The organism is Brevibacillus sp. IT-7CA2, assembly GCF_949767855.1.
Classification (GTDB): Bacteria; Bacillota; Bacilli; order Brevibacillales; family Brevibacillaceae; genus Brevibacillus.
In genome coordinates, this window is the sequence record NZ_CATKQT010000004.1 from 1 (window position 1) to 23,502 (window position 23,502).

The 23,502-nt window shown below is 44.4% G+C and carries 26 protein-coding genes and 1 pseudogene; 23 read left to right on the plus strand and 4 right to left on the minus strand.

The window, feature by feature from the left end; translation table 11 throughout:
- Positions 1 to 39: 39 nt before the first annotated feature.
- A complete protein-coding gene (locus tag ACM6JA_RS02520) occupies positions 40 to 762 on the minus strand; it encodes a C40 family peptidase (protein ID WP_414851042.1) in 723 nt (240 codons plus the stop codon).
- Between the two features lie 147 nt (positions 763 to 909).
- On the opposite strand from ACM6JA_RS02520, the gene ACM6JA_RS02525 reads away from it, so the two are divergent.
- The 4 genes from ACM6JA_RS02525 to ACM6JA_RS02540 all read left to right on the plus strand — a co-directional run bounded on the left by ACM6JA_RS02525 (position 910) and on the right by ACM6JA_RS02540 (position 4,428).
- On the plus strand, positions 910 to 1,596 hold the full coding sequence (locus ACM6JA_RS02525; protein ID WP_234128060.1) for a response regulator transcription factor: 687 nt from the start codon (positions 910 to 912) through the stop codon (positions 1,594 to 1,596).
- A gap of 12 nt (positions 1,597 to 1,608) precedes the next feature.
- Entirely contained in the window at positions 1,609 to 2,973 is a 1,365-nt protein-coding gene (locus ACM6JA_RS02530; protein ID WP_414851043.1) for an ATP-binding protein, read from the plus strand.
- Positions 2,974 to 3,462: 489 nt separating this feature from the next.
- Positions 3,463 to 3,702: a glutaredoxin family protein gene (locus ACM6JA_RS02535; protein WP_007721758.1), complete on the plus strand. Its 240-nt coding sequence runs from the start codon at positions 3,463 to 3,465 to the stop codon at positions 3,700 to 3,702.
- Positions 3,703 to 3,813: 111 nt separating this feature from the next.
- Positions 3,814 to 4,428: a MarR family winged helix-turn-helix transcriptional regulator gene (locus ACM6JA_RS02540; RefSeq protein WP_414851044.1), complete on the plus strand. Its 615-nt coding sequence runs from the start codon at positions 3,814 to 3,816 to the stop codon at positions 4,426 to 4,428.
- Positions 4,429 to 4,516: 88 nt separating this feature from the next.
- Here the strand turns inward: ACM6JA_RS02540 and ACM6JA_RS02545 are convergent, their stop codons facing one another.
- Positions 4,517 to 5,413, minus strand: coding sequence for a LysR family transcriptional regulator (locus ACM6JA_RS02545; protein ID WP_414851045.1), 897 nt, complete (start codon positions 5,411 to 5,413; stop codon positions 4,517 to 4,519).
- Between the two features lie 127 nt (positions 5,414 to 5,540).
- On the opposite strand from ACM6JA_RS02545, the gene ACM6JA_RS02550 reads away from it, so the two are divergent.
- The 6 genes and pseudogenes from ACM6JA_RS02550 (at position 5,541) to ACM6JA_RS02575 (ending at position 7,953) form a co-directional block, all read left to right on the plus strand.
- On the plus strand, positions 5,541 to 6,218 hold the full coding sequence (locus tag ACM6JA_RS02550) for an MOSC domain-containing protein (protein WP_414851046.1): 678 nt from the start codon (positions 5,541 to 5,543) through the stop codon (positions 6,216 to 6,218).
- A 42-nt stretch (positions 6,219 to 6,260) separates the two neighbouring features.
- Positions 6,261 to 6,413: pseudogene (locus tag ACM6JA_RS02555) on the plus strand (molybdopterin cofactor-binding domain-containing protein); the annotation flags it as partial.
- Positions 6,414 to 6,436: 23 nt separating this feature from the next.
- The gene (locus tag ACM6JA_RS02560; protein WP_414851047.1) at positions 6,437 to 6,580 is read left to right on the plus strand and encodes a hypothetical protein; all 144 of its coding nucleotides are present in this window, start codon (positions 6,437 to 6,439) and stop codon (positions 6,578 to 6,580) included.
- Between the two features lie 42 nt (positions 6,581 to 6,622).
- On the plus strand, positions 6,623 to 7,333 hold the full coding sequence (locus ACM6JA_RS02565; RefSeq protein WP_414851048.1) for an XdhC family protein: 711 nt from the start codon (positions 6,623 to 6,625) through the stop codon (positions 7,331 to 7,333).
- Positions 7,334 to 7,358: 25 nt separating this feature from the next.
- Positions 7,359 to 7,547 carry an XdhC family protein gene (locus ACM6JA_RS02570; protein WP_414851049.1) on the plus strand — a complete coding sequence of 63 codons (189 nt, stop codon included), beginning with the start codon at positions 7,359 to 7,361 and terminating at the stop codon, positions 7,545 to 7,547.
- Positions 7,534 to 7,953: a nucleotidyltransferase family protein gene (locus ACM6JA_RS02575; RefSeq protein ID WP_414851050.1), complete on the plus strand. Its 420-nt coding sequence runs from the start codon at positions 7,534 to 7,536 to the stop codon at positions 7,951 to 7,953. Before ACM6JA_RS02570 ends, ACM6JA_RS02575 begins: the two co-directional genes overlap by 14 nt.
- A 208-nt stretch (positions 7,954 to 8,161) precedes the next feature.
- Here ACM6JA_RS02575 and ACM6JA_RS02580 read toward each other — a convergent pair whose 3' ends face one another.
- The gene (locus ACM6JA_RS02580; RefSeq protein WP_414851051.1) at positions 8,162 to 8,776 is read right to left on the minus strand and encodes a flavin reductase family protein; all 615 of its coding nucleotides are present in this window, start codon (positions 8,774 to 8,776) and stop codon (positions 8,162 to 8,164) included.
- A gap of 118 nt (positions 8,777 to 8,894) precedes the next feature.
- Here ACM6JA_RS02580 and ACM6JA_RS02585 point away from each other — a divergent pair, with 118 nt between their 5' ends.
- The 4 genes from ACM6JA_RS02585 (at position 8,895) to ACM6JA_RS02600 (ending at position 12,598) form a co-directional block, all read left to right on the plus strand.
- A complete protein-coding gene (locus ACM6JA_RS02585; protein WP_390231282.1) occupies positions 8,895 to 9,221 on the plus strand; it encodes a winged helix-turn-helix transcriptional regulator in 327 nt (108 codons plus the stop codon).
- A 112-nt stretch (positions 9,222 to 9,333) separates the two neighbouring features.
- Positions 9,334 to 9,906: a cupin domain-containing protein gene (locus tag ACM6JA_RS02590; RefSeq protein WP_414851052.1), complete on the plus strand. Its 573-nt coding sequence runs from the start codon at positions 9,334 to 9,336 to the stop codon at positions 9,904 to 9,906.
- 131 nt (positions 9,907 to 10,037) lie between these two features.
- Positions 10,038 to 11,858: a PAS domain S-box protein gene (locus ACM6JA_RS02595; RefSeq protein ID WP_414851053.1), complete on the plus strand. Its 1,821-nt coding sequence runs from the start codon at positions 10,038 to 10,040 to the stop codon at positions 11,856 to 11,858.
- Between the two features lie 107 nt (positions 11,859 to 11,965).
- Positions 11,966 to 12,598 (plus strand): YczE/YyaS/YitT family protein, encoded by a 633-nt coding sequence (locus ACM6JA_RS02600; protein ID WP_414851054.1) that lies wholly within the window; start codon positions 11,966 to 11,968, stop codon positions 12,596 to 12,598.
- Between the two features lie 23 nt (positions 12,599 to 12,621).
- On the opposite strand, the gene ACM6JA_RS02605 is transcribed toward ACM6JA_RS02600, so the two are convergent.
- Positions 12,622 to 13,839: an MFS transporter gene (locus tag ACM6JA_RS02605; protein WP_414851055.1), complete on the minus strand. Its 1,218-nt coding sequence runs from the start codon at positions 13,837 to 13,839 to the stop codon at positions 12,622 to 12,624.
- 301 nt (positions 13,840 to 14,140) lie between these two features.
- Here ACM6JA_RS02605 and ACM6JA_RS02610 point away from each other — a divergent pair, with 301 nt between their 5' ends.
- Genes ACM6JA_RS02610 through cntE form a run of 9 tightly spaced genes read left to right on the plus strand, consistent with a single transcriptional unit; the run spans position 14,141 to position 23,431 of the window.
- Positions 14,141 to 14,986, plus strand: a complete 846-nt coding sequence (locus ACM6JA_RS02610; RefSeq protein ID WP_414851135.1) for a diaminopimelate epimerase — start codon at positions 14,141 to 14,143, stop codon at positions 14,984 to 14,986.
- A gap of 34 nt (positions 14,987 to 15,020) precedes the next feature.
- The gene (locus ACM6JA_RS02615; protein ID WP_414851056.1) at positions 15,021 to 15,827 is read left to right on the plus strand and encodes a class I SAM-dependent methyltransferase; all 807 of its coding nucleotides are present in this window, start codon (positions 15,021 to 15,023) and stop codon (positions 15,825 to 15,827) included.
- A gap of 18 nt (positions 15,828 to 15,845) precedes the next feature.
- On the plus strand, positions 15,846 to 17,162 hold the full coding sequence (locus ACM6JA_RS02620; RefSeq protein ID WP_414851057.1) for an opine metallophore biosynthesis dehydrogenase: 1,317 nt from the start codon (positions 15,846 to 15,848) through the stop codon (positions 17,160 to 17,162).
- A 24-nt stretch (positions 17,163 to 17,186) separates the two neighbouring features.
- On the plus strand, positions 17,187 to 18,794 hold the full coding sequence (gene cntA / locus ACM6JA_RS02625) for a staphylopine-dependent metal ABC transporter substrate-binding lipoprotein (protein WP_414851058.1): 1,608 nt from the start codon (positions 17,187 to 17,189) through the stop codon (positions 18,792 to 18,794).
- 20 nt (positions 18,795 to 18,814) lie between these two features.
- Positions 18,815 to 19,747 carry a nickel/cobalt ABC transporter permease gene (gene opp1B, locus ACM6JA_RS02630; RefSeq protein WP_414851059.1) on the plus strand — a complete coding sequence of 311 codons (933 nt, stop codon included), beginning with the start codon at positions 18,815 to 18,817 and terminating at the stop codon, positions 19,745 to 19,747.
- Positions 19,748 to 20,641: a staphylopine uptake ABC transporter permease subunit CntC gene (cntC, locus tag ACM6JA_RS02635; RefSeq protein ID WP_414851060.1), complete on the plus strand. Its 894-nt coding sequence runs from the start codon at positions 19,748 to 19,750 to the stop codon at positions 20,639 to 20,641. It begins immediately after the preceding gene.
- A 7-nt stretch (positions 20,642 to 20,648) separates the two neighbouring features.
- Positions 20,649 to 21,470 carry a staphylopine uptake ABC transporter ATP-binding protein CntD gene (gene cntD, locus ACM6JA_RS02640; protein WP_414851136.1) on the plus strand — a complete coding sequence of 274 codons (822 nt, stop codon included), beginning with the start codon at positions 20,649 to 20,651 and terminating at the stop codon, positions 21,468 to 21,470.
- Positions 21,457 to 22,200, plus strand: a complete 744-nt coding sequence (locus ACM6JA_RS02645) for an ABC transporter ATP-binding protein (protein ID WP_414851061.1) — start codon at positions 21,457 to 21,459, stop codon at positions 22,198 to 22,200. Before cntD ends, ACM6JA_RS02645 begins: the two co-directional genes overlap by 14 nt.
- Before the next feature lie 43 nt (positions 22,201 to 22,243).
- On the plus strand, positions 22,244 to 23,431 hold the full coding sequence (gene cntE, locus ACM6JA_RS02650; RefSeq protein ID WP_414851063.1) for a staphylopine family metallophore export MFS transporter CntE: 1,188 nt from the start codon (positions 22,244 to 22,246) through the stop codon (positions 23,429 to 23,431).
- Positions 23,432 to 23,502: the final 71 nt, after the last annotated feature.

Genomic DNA, 23,502 nt, shown 5'->3' on the forward strand with positions numbered 1-23,502 from the left:
ACTCTCAGCAGCCTTTTTTTGTTGCGCCCAAGAAGATGATTAAATCACACGTCTTCCAAGCTCAAAGCGTTTTTCCCAGGAAGTCCCTTTGAATTTGGTTGTCGTAACTCCCGGTTTACCGTACGTATGCAGCAGCTTATTGTCTCCAGCGTAGATGGCAACATGGGTAATGCGAGAAGAAGAGCTGCCGTAGCTGCGGAAGAACACAAGATCTCCTTTTTGCAGTTGATCCTTCGACACTTTTTGACCGACTTTGGACTGTTGACGTGAGTCTCGCGGCAGACTTACTCCGACCTCTTTAAACACTCGCTGTGTAAAGGAAGAGCAATCAAATGTACGCGTCGTTTTTTTGCTAGAACCAAATTTATAAGGTACGCCTTTATACTTCAATCCTTCTGAAATGACCTGATCGGCAATATCGGAAGAGGAAGCCGTTTTACTATCTATCTGTTTATTCTGACTACCATCAATAGTACTTTCCTCATTGGCTGTCAGATCATTATTCGTACCATCTTGCACCATTTGATCAAATTGCTCCATTACTGCTTGTTCATTGCCCTGATCTGCAACGGATTCTTCGATATTCTGTTGCAGGTTCTGGTCATTCTTATGTGGATCCTGCTGTTTATCCTGATTATGAGTAGTTGTGGAGGTGAGACTTGTCTCAGAAGCCGCGTAGGCTTGTCCGTTCATGAGAAGAGAAGTTCCCATTAAAATAGCTACGACCGTAGTAGTTGTACCTTTCCAGTTTCGCTTTGTCATGATGTTCCTCCTTCTGAATCGTTGATCTTGTTGTGTGTTTCTCATCCACGCTCTTATCGTACAGAACAAAACTAAGATTCCCGGTAGAATTTCATGAGAGTTTCCTGAGAAAACTGTTGGTAAGATATTCAAATGGAGATGATATGCATGCCTACGCCAGATGGAAAAGGCTATTTGCTGCTCGTGGAAGATGAGCATAACTTGGCAAGATACTTACAGTTGGAGTTGGAGAATGAAGGATTTTCGACGGATATTGAATACGACGGGCTTTCCGGATTAGAAAAGGCACTAACGATTGAGTACGACCTCATCCTGCTGGATGTCATGCTGCCCGAATTATCGGGGATAGAATTATGCCGACGAATTCGGGAAACCAAAGATGTCCCCATTATTATGATCACGGCTCGTGGAGAGGTTCCGGATATCGTGACGGGATTAGACAGTGGGGCCAATGATTACCTGGCGAAGCCGTTTGCCATCGAGGAGTTATTTGCCCGGATTCGGGCCTTATTGCGTCAGCGGGAATCAAAAGCGAATCAAGAGATAGTGGTTGGCCGATTGCGTATCCAGCCCAACGCGCGGCGAGTGTTCCTCGATGAAGAGGAAATCATGTTGACACCACGCGAGTTTGATTTGCTTTATTACCTGGTTCAAAACAAGGAGCAAGCGGTCTCGCGAGAGCAAATTCTCACAGCCGTTTGGGGTTTTGACTTTATGGGGAATACCAACATCGTGGATGTGTATATCCGGTATTTACGGAACAAGATTGAAAGTGATCCATCCGTCAAACTGATTCATACCGTGCGAGGAATTGGATATACACTACGAGATTAAAAGGAGAACGCAGTGCTTACACATCGCAGATACTCACTCAAATGGAGACTCACGCTGTTTTTTAGCTCTGGCATGCTTGTCTTGCTTCTCTTTTTGTCCATATTTATTTTTTTCAGCACCTCTAATCTCGTCCATCAACATGAGCAAAAATTACTCAATCAGAAGGCAACTGCGATCGCAGCCGATTTGAAAACGGAAATCACCGAAGAAGCATCGCTGACGATTACCTATTTGACTCGTTTGTTAACCAATTACGCTGACGTCAATCAATTCATAAACATTAGCGACCAAAACGGCAAGGAAATCGCTTCGATACAGGGAGCCAATTGGACAAAAGAGCCGGAAGACTATTATGAAAGGACCTTGGTCGCAAAAGAACCTGTGCAGCTGCCGTTCACATCGGAGCTTTTGTTTGTGCAAATTTCTACTACGACAGAAGCGCTTGAATGGTATTTTTCCATCTTGCTCACGATTCTTTTTCTCTCTTCCTTTTTTACCTTGCTTCTTTCGGCGATTGGAGGCTATTGGTTGAGTAACTGGGGACTAAAGCCTCTCGATCATCTTATCCAGCAAATCCATTCCATTTTCCCTCAACGGCTCTCCCAACGAATTCACCATCATCGCGTAGAGACTGAAATCTACGAGCTGATCCATGCCTTTAATCTGTTGTTAGATCGTATGGAAGAAGCAATGGTCTATCAGCAGCGATTCGTCACAGATGCCTCTCACGAATTGCGTACACCGCTCTCGATTATTGAAGGGTATGTAAGTCTTCTGCAAAGATGGGGGCAGTACAAACCTGAAGTAAGGGATGAAGCACTCGCTGCTGTTGAGCAGGAGTGTAAACGACTTTTCAAACTCATTGATGACCTGTTGGCGCTAGCCAAATTGCAGCATACCTCTCAACCAGGATCATCGAAAGTCGTTCAGCCATTGACCCCTCTGCTCCTTGAAGTAAAACAAGCGTGGGTACCCATTTTCCCTCCACAAATTAAGCTCCTTTTTGAATGGGAAGAAGCTCTTGTCCTTTTGATGGATCGGGAGCGGATTCGACAGTTATTGGACATCCTTTTGGACAATGCACGGAAATACACAGATGAAGGACAAGTGAAGGTACGAGCATATGGGGATGAAGAGGCTGTGCACATTGTGGTAGAGGATACAGGGATCGGTATTCAAGCAAAAGAGATTCCCCACCTTTTTAAGCGATTTTATCGCGTGGACAAATCCCGCACACGAAAAAGGGGAGGAAGCGGGATCGGTCTGGCCATCGCCCAAGCGATTGTCGCAGATCACGAGGGAAGCATCTCTATTGCTCCTTCCACGGAAAGAGGCTTGATTGTTCATGTTATGTTGAAAAAAGCGGGAATGGATTGACGACACGAATGATTAACGATGGGGCTCTGTGAGCTTTTTCCAAAAAACAGGTCAGAGCGGGCGTGCATTCCAGAGCCTTCGTTTCTCAAGGGTTTTCAGCATCCCCAGTATGTCATTACGATCAAAGACATCACTTTGGATGACTATTTGAATCAAAATACTCAGAGTCGTTCCTTTGAATTATTAGTTCCACCTATCGGGCTTTTTGATAATCGGGATCAGCAAAAAGTCCTTGAATTACTTTCTTTTACAAATGTAGCTCTTCCTGTTTTGGTTTGTTCAGATGACATGGATTTCTCTTGTACAGTTGTCACTAGGAATGTAGAGGAGGCGAAGGATTGCATCAGAATTTGTTGAAGCGTTCAAAGGCTTCATTCATCGTGATTCCCTATGATAATCATAGGGAATTTGTAATTGTTCCGAAAGATGGTCGCACCTATAATCAAATACGTAGCAATGCTACATAAAATCGATAGGAGCTGATTTCAAATGTTAAAAGCTATTTTTTATCATGCAGGTTGCCCAGTATGTGTAGATGCGGAGCAAGTCGTCCTTGATTACCTGGATCAAACAAAGATCGATATCGAAATTGTCCACCTTGGTACAGAGCGGAATCGTATTGAGGAAGCAGAGAAGGCTGGTATTCAATCAGTACCTGCTCTCGTGATTGGTGGAAACGTCTACCACATTAACTTTGGGGCAAGCTTGGAAGATGTGAAAAAAGGCTAAATGAGAAAAGGAGGTGCTATATAGGCGCCTCCTTTTTCCTATGCTTTTACACGACCCTGTTTGGCATTTACAATGGGAAGAAGAATGGAACAGGGAAGGTAAGATACGCTCATGATGTTTGATCCCCAACAACGTAAGGAAAATCGCTCAGCTCGTATCATGATGGCGCTATTTCGTATGTCCCAAGCGATAAAAAAGGTGACCCAGGCAGAGAGTGATGAACAGGGATTGTCACCCGTACAAATTCAGGCGTTACTGTTCACTTTGTACACGAGGAGCGACGTGGCTTCCATTGGTAACTTTGCCAAGGCAATCGGAACGACGCATGTGACAGCCGTAAAGATTATCAATGGACTCGTAACGAAAGGACACATGACGAAAGTACCTAAAAAAGAAGATCGACGAGTGACCCTGCTTCAACTGACAGCAAAAGGGGAAGAAGCTGCATCGAATCTTGAAAAATGGGGGCATACACTGGAGGAAGCCCTTCATTCTATTCCAGATGAGATACTGGAAGATTTCGAGATTGGGCTCGGCTCCGTGATAACAGCGATGCAAAAACGTGGTCATCTGGTTGTAGCGGAGCCCTGTTTAGGCTGCATTCATTTTCGGCCGAATACAGGTGATTCCCATACACCCCATTATTGCGCGTTCATTGAAAAGTACCTCACGTATGAAGCATCCTTGAAAGAATGCCCCGAGCATATTTCCTCTGGGAATGACTAAATAATGATAGGCAATACCTATCGAAATGATAACAACACTGCTATTGTACAATGATTTGCCTCATCATAAACTGATCTTGACTCTCGCATCATCGAACATCATCGCGTTTTACCGTGGCAATTAACTGCTCCATAAAGACTCGGCTTGCTGCACACAAATACTTGTTTTTCCGGTATACGATACCGATTTGCGCCGTGATAGTGGGCTGTTGGATCGGAATCGTGCGAATCCGTTTATCATCGATATAGTCGAGGTAGCCTTTCGAAAGTACCGTGACACCGACACCTTGTCCGACCATATTCGTAATCGATTCCATTGTGGTCATCTCCAAAACAGGTTGTGCCGAGAAGCCCAGCTCCTGACACTTTTCATCAATCAACTGACGCAAGAAGTACGTGTTGGGCAATAAAATGGAGGGGGTTTCTTGCAAAATCGCAAGTGAAACAAACGGTTCCTTCGCGATCGGATGATCCACCGGTACTCCTAATGCCAGATTTTCTGTATAGAGAGGAATGGTTTCCAGATCGTCATGCTCCATAGGCAAAAAAACAATGCCGAGATCGAGTTCGTTTTTCAGAAGTCCTTCGTAAATATTACCGGTTCTCAACCCGAAAATAGACAATTCAACCTTCGGATAACGCTGGTGAAACTCGATAACAGTAGGCGGGAGCAAGTAATTGACTACCGTTAGCAGTACGCCAATTTTTAATGCGCCTCTGCTTAAGCCTTGCAGCTCACTAATCGCTGCACGTGCCTGTGACAACTCATGAAACACATTATAGCTATGGTGAAGCAATGTTTTTCCTGCTTCCGTCATAACCGTTCGTTTGCCGACGCGATCAAACAAGGGCATACCGATTTCATGCTCAAGCAGACGGATTTGCTGACTGAGTGAAGGCTGCGCAATGCCCAATTTCTCGGCTGCGCGAGTAAAATTCAACTCCTGGCACAGTGCCATAAAGTACTCTAATTGCTTGAGCTCCAACGACCATCCCTCCGGATATTTATGATCGAACAATAGGTTTTTCCTATCATTATAGAACAAACTATTATGAATTTGTATGAATGTAGTGCGCATTGCGCATTTCCATAAAAGAATGAGGTGATCGTTTGTGAATATCGAAATCATTTCACTGAATGTAGGTAAACCCAAACAAGTACAGTATCAAAACAAAGAGGTTTCTACCGGAATCTTCAAAAGCCCTGCAACAAAAGCTCTTTATCTATCCTTTTTGAATTTCGAGGGAGATGGACAGGCAGATCTGGTCCACCACGGGGGCAAGGAGAAGGCTGTATGCGTCTATCCGTATGAACACTACCCATTCTGGGAAGCTGAATTACAGAGAGAGCTGGCAATCGGTGCCTTCGGAGAAAATCTGACGATTCGGGGATTAGTTGAGACGGACGTATGCATCGGTGATACCTTTCAGCTAGGGGAAGCAATCGTACAGGTTAGCCAACCGAGACAGCCTTGTTATAAATTATCCGTGCGTTACGGTGTACCTGATATGCTGCTTAAGGTACAGGAGACCGGCTATACTGGCTTTTATTTTCGCGTGCTAAAAGAAGGGCTTGTATCTCATACGGATGGATTGATAAGACTCTCTTGTCATCCAAAAGCGATAACGGTCTCCTATGCAAACCGAATTATGCATCAAGAAAAAGAGAATATCGACGGCATGAAAAAGCTGTTGGAAGTAGAGGAGCTGTCCTCAAATTGGCGAGCGACCTTTACCAAACGATTATCCGGCGTAGAAATTGATACGCGCGAAAGGCTGACCGGCAACTAATCATAGCTACAGCATTTCATTAATACGGACAACAAGTGTTGTAACTCCCGGGAAGTGGATATGATCTCTTCCCCAGTACATATCGGACTGGATGCCAAAATTAAGCTAGGCTGTACCCGAGATGGAAAACTAATGGCCGCCGAAATATTGCATTTGTATGACGGCGGTGCGTATTCCGATCGGGGTGCGGTCATGGTTACTGTACGTCAGGCTTTATTATGAACTGTGAAGGATTGCGGAATAATCACCCGCAAGCAGATGAAGAAACTATCAAAGTCTGGCAAGAATCCAACAATTGCAGATGCATGTCCTATGAAGAAATTCACAATGCGGTGAAGGACGTTTTTACACAAAAAAAATAAGCATAGGTCCTGCCGCCTTTGGTAGCCCAAGGAGGGGAGAGGTTGGAGGAAATCCATCGTATTTTGGAAACCATTCAACGTACCGATCTAAGAAGTGTGCTAGCGACGATTACCCAAGTCGAAGGGAGCGCCTATCGTCGAGAAGGTGTCTCCATGCTGTTTCTGGAAGGTGGTTCCCAAATTGGGGGAGTAAGCGCTGGCTGTTTGGAGGCTCATCTTGCGTCTTTCGTACCTGATATCTTGGAAGCAGGCGTTTCTCGCAGTTTCTTATTCGACATGCAATCACCGGAGATTTTGTCTTGGGGGGAAGAACAAGGGTGCGGCGGTGTCGTTCATGTAACAATGGAGCCGGTTTATGATACGTTACTAGATCATTTATGTGCATTGAAGCATTTCTTGGATCAACAAATCATGGTCATGCACGTTAAAAGATTAGGCTCTGACGGCTCTGTTACCGATTATGCTTTCCTGACCGAAAATCTTCAGTTGTTTGGGGAATGGAGAGGAGAATTTCCTCAAGCACTTGTAGATATGATGTCGACCAAGTCAGAGCCTTCCTGTACGAGCGGCATGAGATTTGTCCCAACTATCCAATCCGATGTTTTCGTGCATCGATATGACCCACAACCGCGTCTGATCATATTTGGTGCAGGACCTGATTCCAGACCGCTTGCTGCATTGGCGGCAGCCACCGGCTTTTCCGTGATCGTCTCAGATTGGAGACCCGCTTTATGCGACTCGACTTCTTTCTGATCAGCAGCTTCGTTATGTAGGAATTTTGGGATCGAAAAGGAGAACGGAACGTATGCTATCAGGCTTACAGGTTCCAATGAACGTTCATTTTCCCGTTGGACTCGCTATAGAAGCTGAGGGACCGGAGGAAATTACTGTCAGTATTCTGGCAGAACTGATATTTGTCCGTAGAAAAAAACGAAAGCAAGAAAGTGATTCCCATGAAGCCGGATAAAATCGTGGGTATATATTTGGCGGCAGGAAAAAGTACTCGAATGGGTTCGGATAAGCTTCGCCTTCCATTGGGCTCTATGCATTTGGGAAGTTATGCGTTGGCAGCGGCTTTACACTCCAAATTGGATTATGTCGCAATCGTATCTGGCGACGGTACGGCAGATTGGATCAATCGTACATTTTATCAGGAGCCCATTCATCGGAAATGGGCGGTATTTCACTGCTCGGAAGCGCACTTGGGGCAATCGTACTCGCTGCGTTGCGGCGTAGTGGCTGCACAAGCGAAGCACGCGGCAGCCCTTATGATTTTGTTAGCGGATCAACCATTGATTACAACAACGATGATCAATGAACTGCTCTTTCACTATCAGGTTACGACCGATGTGGGTTTGGTGGTTTTATTTTGAAGAAATATCAAAAGGGCCTAGAGATTTGAACAAGTTTATGGTCCGCACCATACACGAACGCTCGAATTGCCTATGTCGTAGCCGTTTTCGCTGCTATAGCGTTGGGCTTGGGAAAAGGCTTTTTGGTGGAAGATTTCGTGAGGTATAGTGCTGGGATTGCCGTCTCTTCACTGTTTGATCTGGCTTGTCTATGGCGCAAGCGCTCTTCCTAGCGTTCAAAGGTAAAAGGTCGACTAATCGTAGCAAAATCACCGGCTAAACTGGCGAGTGGCTCCCACGATTCAATGGCGAGCTTGAAATCTCCTGCGTAAGCAGCCGGATCGATATGGACGCATTCCACTGTACCCAATACCACATGATCGCTTCCAAGAGGGAAGATTTGATTCAGGCTTAATTCAAAGGCGATCGGGGCTTGTCTCACTGCTGGAACCTGTACACGAGTACCAGGACGCAGTGTAACGCCGGCAAGCTCAAATTCATTTATACCTGCATCTACGTTGGCAGCTGAGCGAATCATCGCTTCGCCTAATGGACGAGAAACCATATTGATGACAAATTCCTTTGCCTCCCGGATATTTGTAAGGGTATCTTTTTCAGTTCCTTTACGCTCTTCTACCCCGGGACCGATTGAAATCATGAGGGTGGGAGGCTGTCGAGAAGCGATCGTAAAAAAACTGAACGGAGCCAAATTCAAAACTCCACCCTTGCTTATCGTAGAGACCCATGCGATCGGTCTTGGTACTACCGATCCGATCATGAGTTTATACATATGGAATTCACTGATTTCGTTAGTATGAAAAGTGATGGTATCGCGATCTGACATCATTTATCTCTCCCGACTGATTGATTTACGCAGCAATCCCCTTCAGTATAAAGAGAAAGAGATAGAAAGCTAGTACGCACAATTTTGTGAGCGACTAACAAATGGGAGAGTGACATCAATGACTTCTGAAATTTCAGCAACCAAGAAGCTAACGCCTTTTGACTATACGCTATCAATCATTGGTGGGAAATGGAAAATGAAAATCATGTATCAATTAAAAAGCAACGAAGTTTTACGGTATGGTGATTTGAAAAGGAATATCCCAGGAATTACACATAAGATGCTTAGCTTGCATTTAAGCGACCTCGAACAAGACGGCATCGTCCAGAGAGTGGAATATCCTCAAATCCCGCCAAAAGTAGAGTATTCGTTAACAGCTCAAGGTCAGTCTTTACTGCCGATTTTGGAGGCAATGTGCTTGTGGGGGGTAAAAAATCAACCCTAATTGCACGACGCAACTCAACTCCGTTTAGAGAATTGGCTCTTCAGGGAGTTACCTGTCATTAGGTAACCACATAGGCTAAAGGGTAAATCCTTTTACTGGAGAGGAGATTGAGATGTACAACAACTATTACTATTACAATAATCAATGGCATTATCCCATGCTTGCCGGATGGAATAACAACCATTTTCCCTATGGGTGGAGTCCTTATTATTACAGCTGGAGCCATGTGAATGGGGATAGAAACGGGAATCCTTATCAGCGTACCATCGTATTGAGAGATTATGGACCAAAGCCATTCGTCGTGAATATTGAGCAAGCCACAAAGCAAAACAACACATTCCGTACGGCATTATGGACAGGGAAGCACTTGCAGGTGACACTGATGAGTATAAATGTTGGAGACGACATCGGTTTAGAAAATCATCCGAATACGGATCAATTCATCCGAGTAGAAGAAGGTCAAGGACTTGTTCGGATGGGGGATAGACAAGATCATTTAGATTTTGAACAAAGAGTAAATGATAACGATGCCATCATGGTCCCTGCGGGCAAATGGCACAATGTGATCAATACGGGTATTACGCCGCTTAAAGTATATTCCATCTACGCGCCACCTCATCATCCATTTGGCACCGTTCATGAGACGAAAGCCAGTGCCATGGCTTCTGAGCAAATCACTCAATAAGATGGAAGGTATGCCGCTCCTTTTTAAGGGGCGGTTTTTTTTAGTGGGATAGATATTTTCTCAAGGATATTTTCAACAGGCATAGAATATTAACATTATTCACAATCTTCGTTTAAGGAAGGTATAAACCTATGGATAAAGAAGCTCAGAGAATCGACCTTAGACAAGAACCGTTCAACATGAAAGAGCTGCTTCAGTCACTTGTTGAAACGACTACGGACGCGATTTCAGTTAGAGACATGCATGGTAAAATACTTTTTGTGAATAGTGCTTTTGAAAAAATCTATGGTTGGACGTATCAAGACCTCCTGAATGACCCGTACTGTCTCGTACCTGAAGATCTTATTGACGAGACAAAGGAAATTTTCCACGAGGTTAAATATGAAGGGAAAAATATTACGGGATATGAGACCATGCGTCAAAGAAAAAATGGCCAGATCGTGCAGGTTGGTCTAACAGCTTCCCCTATAAGAGATACAGAAGGAACGATTGTAGGCACTTCAGTTATCGCAAGGGATATTACGGACCGCAAAATGGCGGAAGAGGCTCTCGTGACAAGCGAGGCAAAGTACCGTATCCTCGTAGAAAATACAAGCGATGTTATTTGTCAACATGATGTAGACATGAATAATCTTTTTGTATCTCCTTCTATCGAACACCATTTGGGATACACAGCGGATGAATTTCTGCAAACGAATAGTTTTGATCTCATTCACCCCGATGATGTGAAAATCGTAAAAGACCTGCGTTCCTTACTCTCCACGAATCCCCAAAATGTACAAATGGAGATCAGAATACGTCATAAAAATGGATCGTGGGTGTACTGGGAGTCGCGTTGTGTTCCGATTATGTCTGAGAACAAAGAGGTTGATAGCTTTCTATTCGTTTCACGCAGTATCACCGAGCGAAAACAGTCTGAAGAAGCTTTGCGCAAGAGCGAGGAACAGTATAGATTCATTGCCGAACACACAGCAGAATTCATATCTGTGATTGATAAAAACGGTCACGTATCGTATGGTTCACCTTCACATCTGAAGAAATTAGGCACGAACCAAATTATCATTGAAAACATACATCCAGAAGATGCATCACTCGTCTTTGAACGCTTTTCCACTATGCTTCAATTCGATATACCTATTACATGTGAGTATCGATACAGAGTGGAAAACGAGAAATGGATATACCTCGAATCAAAAGGAATGCCTTTTTTCAGCTCGGATGGCGAAAGTCAATACTTTATCAACGTTACACGTGATATTACGGAGAGGAAGCAAAACGAAGAACTACTCAGGAGAACAGAGAAGCTGTCCGTAATTGGTGAATTGGCTGCAAGTATCGCTCATGAAATAAAGAATCCGCTTACGTCATTGAAAGGCTTTATCCAGTACTTGCGGCCAACGCTATCGGAGGGCGTCATTTTTACAGACATTATGTTGTCCGAGCTAGATCGCATCAACTTTATCGTGAGTGAGCTGCTTGTATTGGCCAAACCGCAAACTCTGAATGTGAAGCAGATTCTTTTACACCCTCTCATTGAAAGTGTGGTAAAGTTTCTAGAATCAGAAGCGAATCTAAACAACATTTCGATCAACACCATATTCAGCCATATTCCGATAGCGATCAAAGGAGAAGAAAATCAAGTAAAACAAGTCTTTATCAATATTTTAAAGAATTCCCTGGATGCTATCACGGCGAATGGCGAAATCAGCATTGAAACCACATGCCTACGTGATAACCAAGTGCTGATTCGATTTACCGACAATGGATGCGGCATTTCCCAAGAGCTGCTACCTAGACTCGGCGAACCTTTTTATACCACGAAAGAGAAAGGTACAGGCTTAGGCTTACTTGTCAGCAATAAAATAATGAAAGATCATCAAGGTACCATCACCATCTCAAGTGAGGTTAACAAGGGCACCATCGTGGAAATCATGTTTCCCATTTCGAAATAGGAAGGTGATCCTATTGAATACTCAAATCGTTCGCAATAAGGTAACATTCACCAAATCTCCACCTACTTGCGCTGAAAAAGTCAGAATTTTTAGAGGGGGAGAAAATCATGTGGAGGAAGTTACTGCTTCATCCGCTTGCAGTTCGATACAGCGTGTTTATGATCGGACTGGCGGTCATGGCGTTTGGTATTGGCATGATGATTGAGGCTCATTTAGGTGTTGCACCGTGGGATACACTGCATATCGGATTACAGAAGACATTTGGACTGACCATTGGCATATGGTCGCAGATCGTGGGAGCCATGATCATTCTCGCTTCCTACATCATTGGCAAGATCCGGCCGAACATGGGTATGTTTTTAAACATGTTTTTCTTCGGGCTGTTTATTGACTTATTCATGTGGCTGAACTGGATTCCTACAGGAGAGACCGTTATAGAACGAGCCATTTTGTTTGTTGTCGGTCTGCTCATCTATACGGTCGGCACGGGCATGTATATATCTCCCCGATTAGGAGCCGGTCCACGTGACAGTTTTATGTTAGCTCTACATGAGCGAATGGGATGGGGCATCGGTAAAGTCAGGATCGGTATAGAGTGCACGGTCATGGTGTTGGGCTTGTTGCTTGGTGGGCCCGTTTCGGTGGGAACCTTTGTGACGGCCCTTGCGATCGGACCGCTGATCAAGCTGTTTATTCCGATGTGGGAGCGAATCCTGGCAAAACCGTACGGAACCGCTTAACCAGCGCAAAAGAAAAAGGGTGCTCAAATTGAGTACCCTTTTTCACTTTGTTGCTGCTTGCGTTCAGCCATATAGGATGCGATTCCTAAAATCAGACCCAGTGCTACGAGCACAGCGCCGACCCATGGGAGAGAGGTAATATGAAGATGAGTTATAACCCATCCGCCAATGAAAGCACCAGCTGCATTTCCTAGATTTCCGGCAGAATGACTAGAGGTAGAAGCAAGCGCTGGCGCATTCTGTGCGAGATTCATCACACGCACTTGCAGCCCTGGAAATACAGCGAAAGAAGCAGCGCCCCATAGAAAAATGGTCAATACGGCAGCTATTGGACTGTACAGGGTAAACGTAAAGAGCGTGAGAATGATGCAAATAGTAAAGTAAAGTCCGAGTATGGAGGGCATCAGCTTCCAATCCGCAAGCTTTCCGCCCACGATATTTCCGATGGTCACTCCACAGCCGAAGAGGACAAGAATCCACGTTACATGATACTCAGCAAAACCGGTAATTTGTGTCAGCAGTGGCGTAATATACGTAAATACGGTGAATAGACCCGCGTTGCCCAGTGCTCCGATCAGGAGGTACAGAAGGAGCTTGGGCTTGAGAAGAGAGGTAATTTGCCCAGTGATACTCCCGGTGTTTTCTTGCCGCATTTTGGGGACGAAAACGAGTATTCCGATCAGTGCTATTACTCCCATGATTGCTATAGAGCCAAATGAGGCTCGCCACCCCATGTGTTGACCGATGAAAGTCCCCAAAGGTACACCAATAATATTGGCGATCGTCAGGCCTGCCATCATTATGGAAACGGCTGCGGCACGTTTTTCAGGACTTACAAGACTAGAGGCTACAACAGCCCCAACTCCAAAGAATGTCCCGTGTGTCAAAGCGGTGATCAGGCGTGCCCCCATCAGTATTTCGTAGTTGGGAGCAAAAACAGAGATTCCGTTCCCGAGAATAAATAGAACCATTAGTAGACAGAGTAGCTTCTTTTGGGGAATTCGGTGGGTGAGAACTGTCAGTATCGGTGCACCGATGGCTACCCCTAGAGCATACATGGTAATGAGCTGACCCGCAGATGAGATACTAACATCCAAATCCTCTGCAACATTCGGCAGTAGGCCCATAATGACAAATTCCGTCATCCCAATTGCAAATGAGCCTACGGTAAGTGAGAGCAAAGAGATAGAAGACTTTTCCTTGTTGGCCTGTTTCTTGGTAGTAGTTTGAGATAACGCCATGAAGTCAATACAACCTTTCTGCAGTATAAAATCCCGTTTGAATTGTCGGTTTATAGTAGCGGGTAAAGATTACCTGTTCTACTTTGTTTAGTCAAGGTATTCTTTTTAAAAGTCCCTTGTAAGCAACTCAGCGTGGTAATGAACAATGATGCAGTTGACAGATAACCAAATTGTGGATATGATGTACTCGTTAATAATCGTAATCATTACGGTTTATTTTTTCTAATTCAAATCGTAATGATTACGTTTAACGCGAAATAATTAGCTGCTCATTAAAAATATGGTAAGAGGGTAGGTTGTGATGAAACGGGAAATCGATTTTATAAAGTTTAATCCCACACAAAATATGACCATTCTTGTGAAAAATAATCATCCAGCGGAAGAGTATACGCTCATCGCCTCAAAAATGATGTCCTACGATAGTGTCCATGCTGAACAAGTGGGGTTTATCGAAAAACCGAATCATGATGGAGCGGCAGCCCATCTGCAAATGGCCGGGGGCGAGTTTTGCGGAAATGCATGCATGGCATTAGCGACGTTCATTGCGCATGAAAATGGGCTACAGCATAATGATTGGACCAAAATTGTTCTGGAAGCTTCGGGAACAGATCATTTCGTTGCTTGTCGGGTAAAAAGAATCGAAGACGAATATTACTGCCAAGTTTCGATGCCTCTACCTAAAAAGATCGAGCAACAATCAATCAACTATGAAGGCAACGAAATAAACATGGTGATTGTGAGGTATCCTGATTGCTTTCACATCGTGATTGAAGTGGACCAGTTCAATGAGATGGTAAGAAAACGTGCGCAAACTTTAGCCAAGCTGCTTGGAGTAACTGTAGGGGCGAATTTGATCGGTGTGCTATTGTATCAGCCAGCTTCGAATGAATTGGCTCCGCTTATCTTTGTTCCACCATTAGATAGCATGATCTGGGAAAGAGGCTGTGGGTCAGGTACTGCTTCACTTGGAGCCTATCTGGCTTGGAAAAAGCAAAGCGATATCGCTGCTCCAATCAGGCAACCGGGAGGCACGATTCATGTAACGGCTAATTGGCAAAGCGAAGGAGTAACAAGCCTACAAATTGAGGGGGCAGTCGGAATCGTGGCACAGGGCAAAGCCTTCATCGAGATACAAGATACCGTTTGAGGTTTCACATTTTATATAGCAAGGGGAGAACTGAATGAATAGACCAGAACAGTTGCAACAACATGTGACTGCATTTCTAGAAAGGTTCACCCATTTAGCAGATCGATATGACGGTACCATCTATCACAGCTCGGAGTTAGAGAAGATCATAGATGAGTATTCTACATTCATAACGGATGAAAGAAACCAAGTAGCCTGGGAGCAACTAGAACAGTCAATCGTAAGCCAGTTGAATCAGCTGGTGGAGGATGTAAGGAAAGCTTCGGCGATTTGCGTTGCCATTATGGAGAAATACCGTGCGCTGAAGTTGCTGGATGGGATTGACGATAGGACCGACTACTTTCAAAACATTGAATCATGTATTGAAGAAGAATTTGGGAGTTTCCAAGTTACTGTTGATTCAAAGGTGCTGATGGTTGGTTCAGGCTCATTTCCCATGACGCCATTGTTGATTGCGAAGCGTACTGGAGCGGACGTGGTTGGTATCGACATTGATGAGGAGGCTATCAAGCTAGGGCGGAGTGTTGTAGAAAGGCTGGGAAGTGGATTGCCTATCCGCTTGGAAAAAGAGTTTGTGGAACGACTTGATGTGACGAAGGTTGCAACCCATATCATCTTCAGTTCGACGGTTGCAAACAAATATGACCTGCTGGAACAATTGCATCCATTGACAAATGAACAAGTGGTCGTGGCGATCCGATACGGTAATCAAATGAAGTCTCTTTTTAACTACCCCATGAGAGAGGTAGATGAGCGGAAATGGACGCTGATTGAAACCATCTTGCGTCCTGACCATGTGTTTGATATCGCTTTGTATAAAAAAGCATCGGCTGCATGCTGATCGTAAAAGGAGGTTTCTATGGGGGCTTTGAAACGAATCTTGCTATTGGGAACAGGTCCTGCTTCCATTCAAATGGCTGTCATGCTTAAAAAACAATGGGATTGCTACATTGGGATCGTTGGGCGTGAGTCTGTTCGTTCTGAATCATTCTTCATTGAACTTAAGCAAAATAGGCAGCAGATTCGCGTAGATGTTCAAAATGAAAAGCATCAAAAGATAGAAGGCGACTGCCAAATCGATCATGTATTCCATGGATATGAGACTGTTACAGGGGAATGGGATACCTTCCTATTATCTGTCACTACAGATGCTTACATAGAGGTTTTACAACAAATCAATGATCATGTTTTACAGCAAATAAAGTGCATGGTTTTAGTTTCCCCGACCTTTGGTTCCAACAGTTTACTACGCCATTATCTAAACAGGATTCATTCAGATGCGGAGATTATCAGTTTTTCTACTTACCTTGGAGATACACGCTGGTACCACGATAAGCCTTCCAATCGTGTGATTACGACTGGGGTTAAGAAAAAAGTATACATTGGCTCGACGCACGAACCATCCCAGAATGTAAAAAAACTTTGTGAATTATATGAGCAAGTAGGTATCGATTTGGAAGTCATGAACTCTCCGATTGAGGCGGAAACGAGAAACATATCCCTCTATGTGCATCCGCCACTGTTTATGAATGATTTCTCGCTTCGCGTGATATTTGGAGAGGAACCAATCAAAAAGTACGTATACAAAATGTTTCCAGAGGGCCCCATCACGCAATCTCTCATTCGCGATATGTTGAGCCAATGGAAAGAGATCACAAATGTGGTGGAAAAGCTCAATATGAAAGGAGTCAATTTGCTGAAGTTCATGACGGATGATAACTATCCGGTGAGGCTGGAGTGTCTATCACGTGATGATATCGAAAACTTCGTTCATTTTGAAACCATTCATCAAGAGTATTTATTGTTCATTCGGTATACCTCCCTGTTGATCGATCCTTTTTCGGAGCCAGACTCAGATGGAAGATACTTCGATTTTTCTGCTGTCCCCATCCGGAAAATGTTTATCAATAGAGAAGGGTATTGGGATATCCCGCGCATGCCAAAGGAAGATTACTATCGGATAAAAATCATTCAGGGCATTGCTAGATACATAGAGATCAGTTGCCCTACCATCGATACATTCATTGAAACGTACGAGCGTAAAATTGCGGAAGTTGCGCGAACACGTAAGGACGAACGGTTATCAGATGCATTCGTTGTGCAAAGCTTTGAGGAAGATTTGAAGATGATATGCAGTGAGATTGGCAAGGGTATCGGAACAAAGAAACTGTACTAGTACGTATCTTCAGGAGGAATTGGTATGACAAGAAGAATGGGATATTTAGTAAGGACTTTCATGTTCTCAATCGTACTGCTGGTTGGCTGCAGTAATGGAGATACGGCAAAAACGGAGGCAACCGATACAGAGAAAAAGATCGTGTATGCCACTTCGAAAGATATTAACGATATGAACCCCCATTTTTATTCCGGCTCCATGCCAGCACAAGGGATGGTGTACGAATCGTTAGTAGAAAATACGGAAGATGGGATCAAACCATTGTTGGCTGAATCTTGGGAAGTTTCCAGCGATGGAAAAGTGTACACGTTTCACTTGAGAAAAAACGTGACATTCCATGATGGAGGGCCATTTAATGCGGAAGCAGTGAAAAAGAATATAGAAGCGGTGCAAAGCAATGCAACCAAGCATTCGTGGATCAAGCTCTCCACAAAGATCGTGGACTGCAATGTACTCGATGAATATACGGTTGAACTGGTCTTATCCGAACCGTATTACCCGACACTGGTCGAATTGTCGATGACAAGACCTTATGTATTCATCTCGCCCCAAAATTTTGTGAACGGGGGAACCAAAGATGGGGTTAGTGGTTATAACGGAACAGGCCCCTATAAGCTCACTGAGCATAAAGTCGATCAGTATGCCGAATTTGAAGCGAATGAAAATTACTGGGGCGGCGCGCCCAAAGTGAAGAAAATCACAGCCAAAGTACTTCCCGCAGGAGAGACTACTTTCTTGGCCCTGCAAAAGGGAGAAGTGAACTTTGTATTTACGGATGATCGAGGCGCGAATAGTCTCGATGTAGAAGCCATGAACCAATTCGTTGAATCAGGTGAACACCAAATGATTCGCAGTCAACCAATGAACACAGGCATAATTGTCGCTAATAGCAGCAAAACCGATAGTCCTGTACATGAAACGGCTGTGCGCGAAGCGTTTTGGCATGCGATTGACAGAGAGACCATCAGCAAACAAATATTTGAAGATACTGAACAACCAGCCTATACGCTTTTCTCTTCGAATGTTCATTATGCCAACGTGGATTTAGAGAAGCGGGGATACGATTTGGAAAAAGCGAACAAGATTTTGGAGGAGGCAGGCTGGGGTATCGGGAATGCGGACGAAATCAGAATGAAAAACGGAAAGCCATTAGCCATGAAGCTTTATTATGATGTAAATTCGTCCACTCAAAAAACGCAGGCTGAATTGATTCAACATACGGTAAAAAGGATTGGGGTTCATCTGGAGATTATTGGCGAGGAGTCTTCTTCGATTGCGAACAGAAGGTCTACAGGTGACTATGACCTGCTTTTCAATCAAACGTGGGGACTCGCGTATGATCCGCAAAGCACAATCGCTGCTTTTACTTCCAAGTCTTCCTATTACCATACGACAAGAGGCATCGCGCAAGCTAATGAGCTCTATAAAAAAATAGAAGAAGTCATGGTGACGACTGATGAGGAACATAGAAAATCGTTATATACCGATATTTTGACCATTGTCCATGAGGAAGCCGTATTTATTCCGATTACGAATGGAAGAGTCACGATCTTGGCTCCCAAAAACCTGCAGGGCATCTCGTTTAAGCAAACACAATTCGAGCTTCCATTTGAGCGGATGTACTTTGAATAAATACACAAGAGGAGCGTGCTATGGGCAGATATATCACCAAAAGGTTACTACTATCGATTCCTTTGGTTCTGATCATATCCTTTGTAACGTTTGCCTTTATTCATCTATCTCCCTTAGATCCCGCTGAAGTGGTGCTGCATTCGCAAGGCATACCCCAAATAACGGATGAGTTACTTGCGCAAACAAGAGCGAAACTTGGGATGGACCAACCCTTTCTGACTCGTTACCTAAACTGGCTTGTCTCATGCTTGCAGCTAGATTTTGGAGATTCATATGTAACGGGAAAACCCGTGTGGTCCATGCTAGGACCAGCCTTTCTCCATACAGTAAAGCTGACGCTGGTTTCAACTTTCGCCATTGTTGTACTGTCCATCGTATTGGGAGTAGCCTGCGCATTGAAAGCGGGAAAATGGGTGGACAAATCAGTCAGAGGTGTTTCGTTTTTCTTGACATCGATGCCGTCTTATTGGCTCGCAGCTTTACTAATTTGGTATTTTTCCGTCAAGCTGGATTTGCTTCCGACAAGCGGAATGGAGTCGTTTAAAAGCTATGTATTGCCCGTTGCTGTGATTACAATCAGCTATGCTGGCATCTATTTTCGAATCATCAGAAGTTCCATGTTAAGCAACATGAATGAAGACTACGTTCTCTACGCCAGAGCATGCGGCTTACCGGAGAAAAAGATCACGATGCACATTCTTAGAAATTCATTGCAGGTGGCCATTTCCGTAATTGGCATGGCAATTCCTATTATTTTGGGAAGTACAGTCGTCGTGGAAAACATCTTCGCTTGGCCGGGACTCGGAACACTAAGCGTCAAATCCATTTTAAGCAGGGATTTTCCGATCATCCAAGCCTATGTCCTTGTGTTGGCAGTCGTCTTTATTCTGTTCAACACCGTTTCCGACATCATCAATGTGGCATTGAACCCCAAACTAAGGGATGGTCTTTAGATGAAGCGATTACAAAATGTGTGGAAAGACAAGATCGCTGTCCTATCCTTATCGATTATTACGGTCACAGCAGTGGCTGGGATATTTGCCCCTCTCGTTGCGCCGCATGATCCCGAAGAAGTACATATGGAGCTTCGATTTGCATCCGCATCATGGGAATATCTTTTGGGCAACGACCACCTCGGGCGATGTGTTTTATCCAGACTCATTTACGCGATTCGTCCCAGCATGCTCTGGGTCTTTGCTGCGCTGCTCCTATCTGTATCGATTGGCTCGATTGTTGGCGTTCTTGCGGGTTACTTTCGTGGAAAAACAGATGCTATCTTGATGCGCGTTTGCGATGTGATCCTTTCTTTTCCTGGATATGTCATGACTCTGGCGATCATCGGCATATTAGGAGTAGGTTTTGAAAATATGATCATCGCCTTTGTATTGATCAAATGGGCGTGGTTTGCTCGAATCATCAGAACGTCAGTCATGCAATATGCGGAATCCGATTATGTAAAATTCGCAAAGGCAATCGGTGCAAGCAATATGGCAATCATGATCAGGCACATTGTTCCGGTTGCATTGCCCGACATTGCCGTCATTTCTAGCAGCTCTTTCGGTTCGATGATTTTGCAAATATCGGGTTTTTCCTTTCTGGGTTTAGGCATTCAAGCACCGGAAGCAGAGTGGGGCATGATGTTGAATGAAGCGAGAGACGTCATGTTTTCACGCCCGGAATTCATGCTAGCTCCCGGTTTGACCATCGTGATCGTTGTATCGGCCATTAACTACTTGTCTGATGCACTTCAAGTGGCTTTCGATCCCAAATTAATGACTTCTACATATCAGCAGCAAGGATTAGAAGCAGCCTCTGCCATTAAGCTCGAAGGAAAGGGGGTGGCATGACCGGATGATGAACATTTTGGAGGTAAAAAACCTGAAAATCTGGGACAGTCGCAATGATCGAGTGATTGTTCCAAATAGTTCATTCTATGTGAAGCAGGGAAGCTGCCTGGCCATTGTTGGAGAAAGCGGAAGCGGGAAGTCGGTGACTTGCAAGGCCATCATGAAATTGAATAAAGTCGGGATTCGCCAATCGGGAGACATTCTGTTACGAGGAGAAAACCTCATGGAGCTCTCCGAACAGGAGATGAGGAAAAAGCGGGGGAAACAGCTTTGCATGATTTTGCAGAATGGCATGCGTGCCTTTGATCCCTCGTGCGTGGTGGGCGTTCATCTAAAGGAGACGCTTGTGGAACATTTTGGATGGAGCCGTGACGAGATCATAACCAAAATGAAAATCGCCATGGAAAGCGTCATGCTGAAAGACCCGCTAGTGGTGATGAATAAGTATCCCCACCAACTGTCAGGTGGAACGCTGCAGCGAGTCATGATTGCACTTGCCATCGTATTGAAGCCGGACATTCTGATTGCTGATGAACCCACGACAGCGCTCGATACCATCTCGCAGTTCGAAGTCATTGAACAGTTCCTGCAATTGCGCGAACGAATGGGCTGCTCCATGATCTTTATTTCTCACGATTTAGGGATTGTCAAATTAATAGCAGATGAAGTTCTCGTCATGAAAGAAGGAGAAATTGTTGAAACCGGGACGACCCAAGCCATCTTCTCTGAACCGCAGCATACATATACCCGTTACTTACTCTCCACGAAGCTGGCGATGAATCAACATTTTAAGAGAGTCATGGGAGGAATTAGTGTTGCTGAGCGTTGAGTGCGTGGAGAAATCATATCGGAAAGGCGGATTGTTCTCAAGGGAAAGAGAGCATGTGTTGAAAAACATTAGCTTTGAATGCAAGTCTGGGGAGTGTCTAGGCATTATCGGAGAAAGTGGAAGTGGTAAATCAACACTAGGACGATTGCTATTGGGGATTGAAAAGCCTGATCGAGGTACCATCTTGTTTGAGGGCAAAAAAGTAGAGGACCGAAAAGTGAGAACAGGGAACATCAGCGCTGTGTTTCAAGATTACACTTCCTCCATCAATCCATTTTATACGGTTGAGGAGGCGATTCGGGAGCCTTTACAAATGAAAAGAAAGGCACGGGAAGATGCTCTAAGCGAGATTGACCATTTATTCTATCAAGTGGGGTTGGATCCTTCCTATCGAAAAAAATATCCGCATGAGTTATCAGGGGGAGAGGTTCAGCGGGTATGCATAGCGAGAGCCGTTTCAACTGAACCCAAATGCATCCTATTCGATGAAGCAATCAGTTCCTTGGACGGCTCTGTACAAATGCAAGTGCTTGAATTACTGAAGAACTTGAGAAAACGTTACGACATGAGCTATATCTTCATCACCCACGACATACAGGCTGCCGCCTATCTTTGCGACAGAATCATGATCATACGAAATGGTGAGATCGAAGAGATCGTGAAGGTTGACCAATTAAAAGATGCTCAGTCCGGCTATACGAAGAAATTGTTGCAAATGATTATTGCGTAATGGAATTGGCAATGAGAGTGAACAGAGGAAGGAGCAAGGAGCTATGAGAGGGGCTCTTTCTTGGCCATTTTTGCGATTGTACATCTTGACTCTTTTGTATTTTAGCGCGAACTCTATTCTGAATGTCATTATTCCCTTGAAGGGTGCAGAGTTGGGTGCGACCAATACAACAATCGGAGTCGTTATGGGAGCGTATCTGTTTACAACCATGTTTTTTCGGCCATGGGCAGGCCAAATCATCCAAAAACATGGACCAATCAAAATGCTCCGAACGATTCTTATATTCAATGGAGCGGCTCTCATTTTATATACGTTCACCGAATTAGAGGGCTTTATCGTTGCACGTATTCTGCAAGGGGTGTGTACCGCTTTTTTCTCCATGGTATTACAGTTAGGGATTATTGATGCGTTGCCGGACAAGGATCGTTCACAAGGGATTTCCATGTATTCCTTATGTGCTTATTTACCTGGTATTCTTGGTCCACTACTCGCTCTAGGCATATGGCAAGCAGGGGATAGCCATTTTTTTACAGTTGCCATGGTCACCATTGCGATCCTTACAGGAGTGGTGGGCTATAGTGCCAAAATGGACAAAAAAGTGGCCGAGCCAGATCAGGGGCAGACAGAAAAGGGAGCCACCATGTTTGGTTCCGTAATCTATTTAGTCAAAAACTCTCGTTTACGTAAATGCAGTGTCTTGATGCTTGCGGCATCCATTATTTTTGGAGCTGTGACTACCTTTATCCCGTTGTACGCTGTACAAATCGAATATGGGAATGCAGGAATTTACCTCATGATTCAGGCAGGCACCGTTGTATTATCCCGGTTTGTTTTGAGAAAGCAAATCCCGTCAGACGGCAAGTGGCGTTCATCGTTTATGATGGGAATTATGCTCACTCTTGCAGCAGCGGCGTTAAGTGTAAGCTTTTCTATCCTGGGTGGGGCAGCCTTTTTATACGTAGGCGCCTTATTAATGGGAATAGCTCAAGCCCTCCTTTATCCTACGTTAACGACGTATTTAACCTTTGTTCTGCCGAAGACGGATCGCAACGTGTTAATCGGGTTATTCATAGCGATGGCCGATTTGGGTGTTTCTCTGGGAGGAGTCATCATGGGGCCAGTGGCTGATTATTTCTCCTATTCCTTTATGTATATGATTTGCGCAATCTTAGGAGTGACGATGATCATTTTTGCCTATGAACGAAGCAAAACTTCTGTTGGGGTACAATAAGAGAAATCGTTATTGGACACGTAGGAGAATATTCAGATGGCAAGCCGAGTACATGCTAGGGGATCATACCT

Coding starts and splice junctions, on each gene's coding strand:
- ACM6JA_RS02520 (WP_414851042.1), bottom strand. CDS start 762: ATGACAAAGCGAAACTGGAAAGGTACAACTACTACGGTCGTAGCTATT.
- ACM6JA_RS02575 (WP_414851050.1), top strand. CDS start 7,534: ATGAAGCCGGATAAAATCGTGGGTATATATTTGGCGGCAGGAAAAAGT.
- opp1B (WP_414851059.1), top strand. CDS start 18,815: ATGGGCAGATATATCACCAAAAGGTTACTACTATCGATTCCTTTGGTT.
- cntD (WP_414851136.1), top strand. CDS start 20,649: ATGAACATTTTGGAGGTAAAAAACCTGAAAATCTGGGACAGTCGCAAT.
- ACM6JA_RS02605 (WP_414851055.1), bottom strand. CDS start 13,839: ATGGCGTTATCTCAAACTACTACCAAGAAACAGGCCAACAAGGAAAAG.
- ACM6JA_RS02525 (WP_234128060.1), top strand. CDS start 910: ATGCCTACGCCAGATGGAAAAGGCTATTTGCTGCTCGTGGAAGATGAG.
- cntA (WP_414851058.1), top strand. CDS start 17,187: ATGACAAGAAGAATGGGATATTTAGTAAGGACTTTCATGTTCTCAATC.
- ACM6JA_RS02535 (WP_007721758.1), top strand. CDS start 3,463: ATGTTAAAAGCTATTTTTTATCATGCAGGTTGCCCAGTATGTGTAGAT.
- ACM6JA_RS02540 (WP_414851044.1), top strand. CDS start 3,814: ATGATGTTTGATCCCCAACAACGTAAGGAAAATCGCTCAGCTCGTATC.
- ACM6JA_RS02615 (WP_414851056.1), top strand. CDS start 15,021: ATGAATAGACCAGAACAGTTGCAACAACATGTGACTGCATTTCTAGAA.
- ACM6JA_RS02560 (WP_414851047.1), top strand. CDS start 6,437: ATGAACTGTGAAGGATTGCGGAATAATCACCCGCAAGCAGATGAAGAA.
- ACM6JA_RS02595 (WP_414851053.1), top strand. CDS start 10,038: ATGGATAAAGAAGCTCAGAGAATCGACCTTAGACAAGAACCGTTCAAC.
- cntC (WP_414851060.1), top strand. CDS start 19,748: ATGAAGCGATTACAAAATGTGTGGAAAGACAAGATCGCTGTCCTATCC.
- ACM6JA_RS02600 (WP_414851054.1), top strand. CDS start 11,966: ATGTGGAGGAAGTTACTGCTTCATCCGCTTGCAGTTCGATACAGCGTG.
- ACM6JA_RS02580 (WP_414851051.1), bottom strand. CDS start 8,776: ATGTCAGATCGCGATACCATCACTTTTCATACTAACGAAATCAGTGAA.
- ACM6JA_RS02585 (WP_390231282.1), top strand. CDS start 8,895: ATGACTTCTGAAATTTCAGCAACCAAGAAGCTAACGCCTTTTGACTAT.
- cntE (WP_414851063.1), top strand. CDS start 22,244: ATGAGAGGGGCTCTTTCTTGGCCATTTTTGCGATTGTACATCTTGACT.
- ACM6JA_RS02590 (WP_414851052.1), top strand. CDS start 9,334: ATGTACAACAACTATTACTATTACAATAATCAATGGCATTATCCCATG.
- ACM6JA_RS02610 (WP_414851135.1), top strand. CDS start 14,141: ATGAAACGGGAAATCGATTTTATAAAGTTTAATCCCACACAAAATATG.
- ACM6JA_RS02620 (WP_414851057.1), top strand. CDS start 15,846: ATGGGGGCTTTGAAACGAATCTTGCTATTGGGAACAGGTCCTGCTTCC.